The 8,454-nt window shown below is 63.4% G+C and carries 12 protein-coding genes; 4 read left to right on the top strand and 8 right to left on the bottom strand.

Annotated features, from left to right (window positions below; translation table 11 throughout):
• Positions 1–120: 120 nt before the first annotated feature.
• From hisG to RO069_RS18170, 8 genes are all read right to left on the bottom strand, one after another.
• Positions 121–774, bottom strand: coding sequence for an ATP phosphoribosyltransferase (gene hisG, locus RO069_RS18205; protein ID WP_328189497.1), 654 nt, complete (start codon positions 772–774; stop codon positions 121–123).
• 40 nt (positions 775–814) lie between these two features.
• Entirely contained in the window at positions 815–2,077 is a 1,263-nt protein-coding gene (gene murA, locus RO069_RS18200) for a UDP-N-acetylglucosamine 1-carboxyvinyltransferase (protein ID WP_328189496.1), read from the bottom strand.
• Positions 2,078–2,146: 69 nt separating this feature from the next.
• Positions 2,147–2,389: a BolA family protein gene (locus RO069_RS18195; RefSeq protein WP_328189495.1), complete on the bottom strand. Its 243-nt coding sequence runs from the start codon at positions 2,387–2,389 to the stop codon at positions 2,147–2,149.
• Between the two features lie 51 nt (positions 2,390–2,440).
• Positions 2,441–2,743 carry an STAS domain-containing protein gene (locus tag RO069_RS18190; RefSeq protein WP_328189494.1) on the bottom strand — a complete coding sequence of 101 codons (303 nt, stop codon included), beginning with the start codon at positions 2,741–2,743 and terminating at the stop codon, positions 2,441–2,443.
• Positions 2,740–3,435: an MlaC/ttg2D family ABC transporter substrate-binding protein gene (locus RO069_RS18185; RefSeq protein WP_328189493.1), complete on the bottom strand. Its 696-nt coding sequence runs from the start codon at positions 3,433–3,435 to the stop codon at positions 2,740–2,742. Before RO069_RS18185 ends, RO069_RS18190 begins: the two co-directional genes overlap by 4 nt.
• Before the next feature lie 30 nt (positions 3,436–3,465).
• Positions 3,466–3,924 carry an outer membrane lipid asymmetry maintenance protein MlaD gene (gene mlaD, locus RO069_RS18180; protein ID WP_328189492.1) on the bottom strand — a complete coding sequence of 153 codons (459 nt, stop codon included), beginning with the start codon at positions 3,922–3,924 and terminating at the stop codon, positions 3,466–3,468.
• Positions 3,924–4,718 (bottom strand): lipid asymmetry maintenance ABC transporter permease subunit MlaE, encoded by a 795-nt coding sequence (mlaE, locus tag RO069_RS18175; protein WP_328189491.1) that lies wholly within the window; start codon positions 4,716–4,718, stop codon positions 3,924–3,926. Before mlaE ends, mlaD begins: the two co-directional genes overlap by 1 nt.
• Positions 4,711–5,538, bottom strand: coding sequence for an ABC transporter ATP-binding protein (locus RO069_RS18170; protein WP_328189490.1), 828 nt, complete (start codon positions 5,536–5,538; stop codon positions 4,711–4,713). Before RO069_RS18170 ends, mlaE begins: the two co-directional genes overlap by 8 nt.
• 206 nt (positions 5,539–5,744) lie before the next feature.
• On the opposite strand from RO069_RS18170, the gene RO069_RS18165 reads away from it, so the two are divergent.
• Genes RO069_RS18165 through lptA form a run of 4 tightly spaced genes read left to right on the top strand, consistent with a single transcriptional unit; the run spans position 5,745 to position 8,448 of the window.
• Positions 5,745–6,713 (top strand): KpsF/GutQ family sugar-phosphate isomerase, encoded by a 969-nt coding sequence (locus RO069_RS18165; protein ID WP_328189489.1) that lies wholly within the window; start codon positions 5,745–5,747, stop codon positions 6,711–6,713.
• A gap of 10 nt (positions 6,714–6,723) precedes the next feature.
• The gene (locus RO069_RS18160; protein WP_442915392.1) at positions 6,724–7,293 is read left to right on the top strand and encodes a KdsC family phosphatase; all 570 of its coding nucleotides are present in this window, start codon (positions 6,724–6,726) and stop codon (positions 7,291–7,293) included.
• Positions 7,293–7,913 (top strand): LPS export ABC transporter periplasmic protein LptC, encoded by a 621-nt coding sequence (lptC, locus tag RO069_RS18155; protein WP_328189488.1) that lies wholly within the window; start codon positions 7,293–7,295, stop codon positions 7,911–7,913. Before RO069_RS18160 ends, lptC begins: the two co-directional genes overlap by 1 nt.
• Positions 7,897–8,448 (top strand): lipopolysaccharide transport periplasmic protein LptA, encoded by a 552-nt coding sequence (gene lptA / locus RO069_RS18150; protein ID WP_328189487.1) that lies wholly within the window; start codon positions 7,897–7,899, stop codon positions 8,446–8,448. Before lptC ends, lptA begins: the two co-directional genes overlap by 17 nt.
• The last annotated feature ends 6 nt before the right edge of the window (positions 8,449–8,454 follow it).

The following is an 8,454-nucleotide window of genomic DNA, read 5'->3' as shown; positions in this document are numbered from 1 at the left end:
GACCTTCAAAAACAGGGACGTTTTTGAAGAGCCTACAGGGACGTATTCACGGCGTATCCCGGAAAGCGTCACCGCTTAGCCGGGCGTAAGGCCGAACTCCTAAATCCGCAATCAAAAAAATCAGGCTTCAACAACGCGCCGAGCCTCAACCGCCTGCCCCATCTTCTCAATAATGGGCTGCAACATGTCATGCTTCATCTTCATGGAAGCCCGATTCGCCACCAGCCGCGTACTGATGTTCTCAATCAGCTCCCGCGGCTCCAGCCCATTGGCCTTCAGCGTATTACCGGTATCCACGATATCCACGATCTCATCCGCCAGACCCAGCAACGGCGCCAGCTCCATCGCCCCGTAGAGCTTGATGATATCCGCCTGCCGTCCCTGAGCCGAGTAATAGCGCCGGGCCAGATTCACAAACTTGGTGGCCACCCGCAGACGCCCCTGGGGCGCCGGCTGCCCCTTCACCCCGGCGGTCATCAGCCGGCAGCGGGAAATATTCAGGTCCAGGGGCTCATACAGCCCCTCGCCGCCGTGCTCCATCAACACATCCTTGCCGGTCACCCCAAGATCCGCCCCACCATACTGCACATAGGTGGGCACATCCGTGGCCCGGATAATGAGCAGGCGCACATTCGGATCCGTGGTCGGGAACACCAGCTTGCGGGACTTTTTGATGTCATCCACAAACTCAATGCCGGCTTCCTTCAACAGCGGAATCGTCTCGTCAAGGATGCGCCCCTTCGACAGCGCAATGGTAATCGATGTCTCGGTCATCGGTGATCCGTCCGGTCTGAATGTCTTGTCCGGCCCGGCCTCAGGCCGGCAGCCGGCGAATGCTCGCGCCCAGCAGCTGGAGTTTTTCCTCAATGCACTCGTAGCCACGGTCAATGTGGTAGATACGGTCCACAATGGTGTCACCGTCTGCCACCAGCCCGGCAATCACCAGACTCGCGGACGCCCGCAGATCCGTGGCCATCACCGGTGCGCCGGTCAGATGCGGTACCCCCTTGATGATCGCGGCGTTGCCTTCCAGGGTGATATCAGCGCCCATGCGGCCAAGCTCCTGGATGTGCATGAAGCGATTCTCGAACACCGTCTCCACGATGGTGCCGGTACCCTCGGCCACGGTATTCATGGCCGCGAACTGGGCCTGCATGTCCGTCGGGAATGCCGGATAGGGAGCCGTGCGCAGGGAAACCGCCTTAGGCCGATTGCCCTTCATGTCCAGCTCGATCCAGTCCTTGCCGGTGCTGATATGGGCCCCGGCCTCCTCCAGCTTGAGCAGCACCGCTTCCAGCAGGTCTTCCCGGGTGTCCTTCAAGCGTACCCGGCCACCGGTGGCGGCAGCGGCCACCAGGTAGGTACCGGTTTCCACCCGGTCCGGCAGCACGTCGTAATGGCAGCCGTGCAGCCGCTCCACGCCGTGGATCTCGATGGTGGCGGTACCATGGCCCCGAACATCCGCGCCCATGGCGATCAGGCATTCCGCCAGATCCACCACTTCCGGCTCCCGGGCGGCGTTTTCCAGGATGGTGACACCGTCGGCCAGGGCCGCCGCCATCATCAGGTTCTCGGTACCGGTCACGGTCACCGTGTCCAGGAAGATATGAGCGCCCTTCAGGCGGCCATTGGACTTGGCATGGATATAACCATTCTCCACCCGCACCTCGGCGCCCATCTGCTCCAGGCCCTGGATGTGCAGGTTCACCGGCCGGCTGCCGATGGCACAGCCACCGGGCAGGGACACCTCGGCCTCGCCGAAATGGGCCACCAGAGGCCCCAGCACCAGGATGGACGCCCGCATGGTTTTCACCAGCTCGTAGGGTGCGACGGTTTCCTTGATGGTACTGGCATTCACCTGCACACTCATCTTCTCGTCAATCATCACCTCAATGCCCATGCGGCCCAGCAGCTCGATCATGGTGGTGATGTCATTCAGGTGCGGCAGGTTACCCACCGTGACCGGCTCGTCCGCCAGCAGCGTTGACGCCAGGATCGGCAGGGCTGAGTTCTTGGCTCCGGAGATGCGAATCTCGCCGTCAAGCGGCTGCCGACCCCGGATAAGTAGTTTGTCCACGATGAATTCCTGTAGTTGTGAACCGACGGTTATGAACCGGTATTGATGAACCGGAAGCCGTGCGTCGGCTTACTGTTGCCGGGCCGCCCACTGGGCCGGGGTGAATGCGCGAATGGTCAGGGCATGGATGGTGCCGTCATCCAGCTGCTCCCGCAGCGCGCCATAGACAAGCTGCTGCTTCTTCACCGGAGACATGCCTTCAAAGCGGTCGCCAACGGCCACGACCAGGTAGTGGTTCCCTTCGCTCTGCACCTCGATGTCACAGTCGGGCAGCTCTTTGCGAACCAGTTCGGCAACGTCCTGGGGTTGCATACGCGTATAACCTCAATTTGTACGAAACGAAAGCGGAATTGTACCGGATTATCAGGAGGCGGTCAGCCAGCGGGAAACACCGTTGAGACGGGAGAGCCCGAGCAGGTCGTCCGGCACCCCGGTGAAGGTCAGCGGGACCTGCCGTCGGTCGGCCTGGCGATGCAGGCACAGGAGCAGCGACAGCAATACGCTGCTGGCGGTGGCGGTGGCAGCCAGGTCCACGCGGGCGTTGGTGCCCGATGACAGGGACGCCAGCCAGCTTTCACCACGCCGCCTGATTTCGAGCACATTACCGGCATGGATACGCCCGGCCAGCGTCAGGCAGTCGCCAGCGGGCTCGACGCTGGCACTCATTCGCTTTTCGCGCCCTTATCCATTTCCTCGTCCAGGTTGAGGGAGGCCACGGCATCGCCCCAGTTCTTGATCACCGCGTCCACGTCACCGCGACGGGACTCCATTTCCTGGGCAAACCGGTCACGGAAGGCCAGGCCGATATTGACGCCTTCCACAATGACGTTTTCCATCATCCAGTCGCCACTGTCTGTGTTGCGGTACATGGAATAGGTCACCTGGTAACGGTCACCGGACTCGGTGGTGACCAGCATATCCACAGAAGCCCGGTCCTCGTCCCTGGGGTTGATCCGGGCATCCTGGACCACGATCTCGAAGCCATCGGAGTTGTTCACCAGGGCCTGGGCATAGCTCTCGAACAGGCTGCGCTTGAAACGGACCACGAATTCATCACGCTGCTCCGGCGTGGTCTGCCTGGCGTAACGGCCCATGACCCGGGCCGCGATACGGCGGAAATCAACAAACCCCTCAAGGGCCGCTTCCATTTCCCGGTAGAAGGCATCCGGGTCTTCGCTGTACAGCCCCTTTTCCTCATTGAGCCTCTGTACCAGCTTCTGGGTGTTCTCATCCACGTAGCTCGCCAACTGCTCGCTATTGGCAGCGGCGGGCCGCACCAGTAAGGCCGCTACCAGCGCGAAAACGGCCAGCGCCCAGGGCATGATGGCATATTGATTGATCGATCGAACCGCGGTCATGGGTTTCTCCTGTTCTCTGTCCTTGCCTGACTACTCGCCACCCTGACCGGAGGCGAAGTTGCTGATCACACGCTCAATGTTAAGCGCCGACTGGGTTTCGTAGAAAGTATCTCCGTCCGCCAGGGACTCCAGGTCCGCACCCGGTGAAATATCAATATACTGCTCACCCAGCAGACCGGATGTACGTATGATTGCTGAGCTGTCGGCGGGAATACTGTCATACCCGGCCTCGATATCGATCACCACCCGCGCCTGGAAGGTCTCCTGGTCCAGGGTCACCTCGCGGATCCGCCCCACGGTCACGCCCGCCATGGATACCCGGGAGCGCGGCGCCAGACCACCGGCATCGTTGAAATACGCAGACACCGCGTAGGTCTCGCCACCCGGTTTGAAGGTCAACCCGCTCACCTGCAATGCCAGCACCAGCAGCGCCGCGCCACCCGCCAGGATGAACAGGCCGACCATGATTTCCGTTGTTCTCTGGGCCATCAGAAACTCCCGAACATGACAGCGGTGAGGACAAAATCCAGCCCCAGGACCGCCAATGATGAATACACAACCGTCCTGGTGGTGGCCGAACTGATACCCGCCGAGGTCGGCACGCAGTCGTACCCCTGATATACCGCGATCCAGGTGCACACAAACCCGAACACCAGGCTTTTGACCAGGCCGTTGACCACATCGTCCAGGAACGCCACGGACGCCTGCATGTTGCCCCAGTAGGAGCCTTCGAACACACCCAGCCACTGGACACCCACCAGCATACCGCCCCAGATGCCCACCACCGAAAAGATCAATGCCAGTACCGGCATGGAAATGAAACCGGCCCACAGGCGCGGCGCAATCACCCGGCGCAGGGGATCCACGCCCATCATCTCCATACTGGAGAGCTGTTCCGTGGCCTTCATCAGGCCGATTTCCGCTGTCAGGGCGGAGCCGGCCCGACCGGCAAACAGCAGCGCCGTCACCACCGGCCCCAGTTCCCGCAGCAGGGTCAGCGCAATCATCTGGCCAATGGCGCTTTCCGACCCGAAGTCACTGAGGATGGAATAACCCTGGAGTGCCAGCACCATGCCGATGAACAGCCCCGACACCACCACGATGGCCAGGGACAGCACCCCCACCGTATAGAGCTGGCGCACCAGCAGCGGCAACCCGACGGACGGCCGGGGTACTCCCGCCAGGGCGCCCCACAGGAACATGGATGCCCGCCCCAGGGACGCCACCACGGCCAGTGCGCCACGACCCAGCCCCGCGATACGATCCACCACCCCGTCAATCATGGTGCCCCTCCCCCATGCGATCGACGCTACCCCAGTCCGATGCGGCATCCGGTGCCGGGTAGTGGAACGGCACCGGCCCGTCCGGCTGGCCATGGAGGAACTGCTGCACCTGGGGCGACGAGTGATTCCTGAGTTCGTCCGGTGAGCCTTCGCCGATCACCCGACCATCGGCAATGATGCAGGCGTAATGGGCGATACTGAGGGATTCCGGCACATCATGGGAGACCAGCACGCTGGTCAGGCCCATGGTGGTATTGAGGTCACGGATCAGTTTCACCAGCACGCCCATGGCGATGGGATCCTGGCCGGCGAAGGGTTCGTCATACATGATCAGTTCGGGGTCCAGGGCGATGCTCCGGGCCAGGGCCACCCGGCGGGTCATGCCCCCGGAGAGTTCGGCGGGCATCATGTCCCGGGCCCCCCGCAGGCCCACGGCCTCCAGCTTCATCAGCACGATATCCCGGATCATGTCCTCCGGCAGGGCGGTGTGCACCCGCAGCGGGAAGGCGACATTCTCGAACACGCTCAGGTCAGTGAACAGCGCGCCACTCTGGAACAGCATGCCCATGCGTTCACGCAGCCGGTAGAGTGCCTTGCGGCCCAGCCGGGGCACGTCCTCGCCCTCCACCGTGACCCGACCACTGTCCGGCTTTAGCTGGCCACCGATCAGCCGCAGCAGCGTGGTCTTGCCGGTACCACTGGGCCCCATGATGGCGGTGATCCGACCACGGGGGATACTCAGGGTCACGCCATCGAAGATGCGCCGGTTCCCCCGGGTAAAGACAACATCGTCCAGAGTGATGCAGGATGGGTCAGACATGTCGGAAACTGCCGGAAAATTTGGCGTACAGTATGCCAACTTGCGCTGCCGCTCAATGGTCGGGGGTGTTAAAGTTTGGACGGAGAAGCCCCGGCAGCCGTCAAACACCCCCTGCGGGCAGGCCCGGAGGCCGGGTTGATGATATACTGTCGCCCCTGTTACATCCCGGCGGTACCAACCCCGGATCGGAGCAATCCAGGAGCCCCATGAACAAGCCTTATGTCTCTGCCGCATTGCAGGCCATCGAAGTGGAACGCCAGGCCGTGGAAGCCCTGTCCGAACGCATCGGCGACGACTTCGTCCATGCCTGCGAGGTGATGATGGCATGCCGGGGCCGCGTGGTGGTGACCGGCATGGGCAAGTCCGGTCATATCGGCAACAAGATTGCCGCCACCCTGGCCAGTACCGGCACGCCGTCGTTCTTTGTCCACCCCGGTGAGGCCAGCCATGGCGATCTGGGCATGATCACGCCCCAGGATGTGGTGCTCGCCATTTCCAATTCCGGCAACACCGGCGAAGTCCTCACCATCCTGCCCCTGATCAAGCGCATGGGCGCGCCCCTGATCAGCATGACCGGCAACCCGGACTCCACCCTGGCCCGGGAGGCCGTGGCCAACCTGGACATCAGCGTGGCCAAGGAAGCCTGCCCCCTGGGGCTGGCCCCCACCTCCAGCACCACCGCCACCCTGGTCATGGGCGACGCCCTGGCCGTGGCCATGCTGGAGGCCCGTGGTTTCAGCGCCGAGGACTTCGCCTTCTCCCACCCCGGCGGCACCCTGGGGCGGCGACTGCTGCTGCGGGTGGCCGACATCATGCACACCGATGACCGGGTACCGAAGGTACAGGAGAACACCCCCCTGTCCGGCGCCCTGCTGGAAATCTCCCTCAAGGGCCTCGGCATGACCACGGTGATCAACGACGACGGCAGGCTGGTGGGCATCTTCACCGACGGCGACCTGCGCCGGACCCTGGACCGGTCCATCGACATCCACAAGACCCTGATCCGCGATGTCATGACCCGCAACGGACGTACCATCCACGAGGACCAGCTCGCCGCGGAGGCCCTGCACATCATGGAGGAGCTGAAGATCAACGCCCTGCCCGTGCTGGACCGCAACGAAGAACTGGTGGGCGCCCTCAACATGCACGACCTGCTGCGCGCCGGCGTGATCTGAAGGAGTGGTAATGACCATGGAGACGGCCCCCAACAGCCGGCCGGAGTGGCCGGACGACGCGCTCGCCAGGGCCCGGGAGATCGCCCTGCTGGCCCTGGATGTGGACGGCGTGATGACCGACGGCTCCCTGCTGTTTTCCGCCAGCGGCGATGAGCTCAAGGCGTTCAATATTCTTGACGGGCTTGGTCTCAAGCAGGCCATGGCCGCCGGCATCGAGGTGGCGGTGATCACCGGTCGCCAGTCCCCCCTCACCGAGCGGCGCATGACCAGCCTGGGCATCACCACCCTGCTCCAGGGCCGGGAGGACAAGATTGCCGCCCTGCGGGAAATCATGGCCGGGCGACAGCTTCAGCCCGCCCAGGTAGCCTACATCGGCGATGACCTGCAGGACCTGGCCGCCATACGCTATGCCGGCTTTGGCGTAACCGTGCCCAACGGCCACTGGTTCGTGCGCCAGCACGCGGATTTCTGCACCCGAGCCGCCGGCGGCTCGGGGGCCGTGCGTGAGCTCACCGACCTGCTGCTGTCGGCCCGGGGGCACCTGGACGGCGAGCTGCTCAGCTGGCTGGGGGACACCTGATGGCGCCGGAGAATCCCCGCAACCTGCTGCTGAGGGTGCTGGATTTCCTGGCCCGCCCGGCCATCCGCAACCCCGCCCTGCTGATCGCCGTCGTGGCCCTGGGCTTTCTGCTGTGGCACAGCGATGAGCCAACCACTGTCGACACCGACGCCATGGAGCTGCGGGGCGCCAGTGAGCCAGACACCTTCATCAATGACGGAGAATTCCGCTCATTCGATACCCAGGGCCGCCCCAAGCTGGTAGCCTCCAGCCCTCGCACGGAACAGTTCGATGATCGCCGGCAGGCGGTTTTGGAAGCGCCGGACGCCACCCTGTATGATCATGAAGCCAACCTGCGCTGGCTGCTTGACGCAGACCATGGCCTGTACCACATGGACACCGAGGTGATGGAACTGGAAGGCAACGTGGTAGTCACCCGAAGCGTGGAAGGCGGCAACGCCGTGTTGCTCACCGAGTACCTTCGCATCGATAATCCCGCCGGCAGGGCCACAACCGACCGCCCTGTCACCCTGAAGTCACCGGGCAGCATCACCCATGCCCGTGGCATGACCGGCTGGTTCGATGAACGGGTGCTGGAATTGGAAAACTCAGTCGAGGGGATCTATGAAACCCGTCAGTAACCTGGCAGGCCGCCTGCTACTGCTGTCAACGCTGGTGCTGGGCCCGGCCCTGCCCGCCCTGGCCTTCAACCTGGAGTCCAACGAACCGATCCGGGTGACCGCGGATTCGGCCCGCCTGGACGATAACCAGGGCATCGCTATCTACCGGGGCAACGTCGAGGTCCGTCAAGGCGGCATCCTGCTCACCGCCGACCGGGTCGATGTTCACCGAAACGCCCAGGGCCTTGACCGTATTGACGCCCGCGGACAACCCGCCACCTATTCCCGGCCCGCCACCGAAACCGAAGGCCCGGTGGACGCCGAAGCCCTGCTTATCCATTATTCAGCCCCCGACAACCTGCTGCGTTTCGAGCGGGAGGCCGTGGTGAAGCAAGGCGGTGACGAATTCCGTGGCGCCGTGATCAACTACAACACCGTCAACCGCGTGGTGACCGGTGAGGGCCTGACCGCGGAGGGCGAAGGGTCCGGACGGGTTGAAATGGTGATCCAGCCCCGGGGCAACAACACCGGCGGCAACTCCGGCAATAACAACTGACGGCTG

Source organism: Marinobacter sp. OP 3.4, from assembly GCF_036224885.1.
Classification (GTDB): domain Bacteria; phylum Pseudomonadota; class Gammaproteobacteria; order Pseudomonadales; family Oleiphilaceae; genus Marinobacter.
This window is presented reverse-complemented; position numbering and strand designations above follow the sequence as displayed.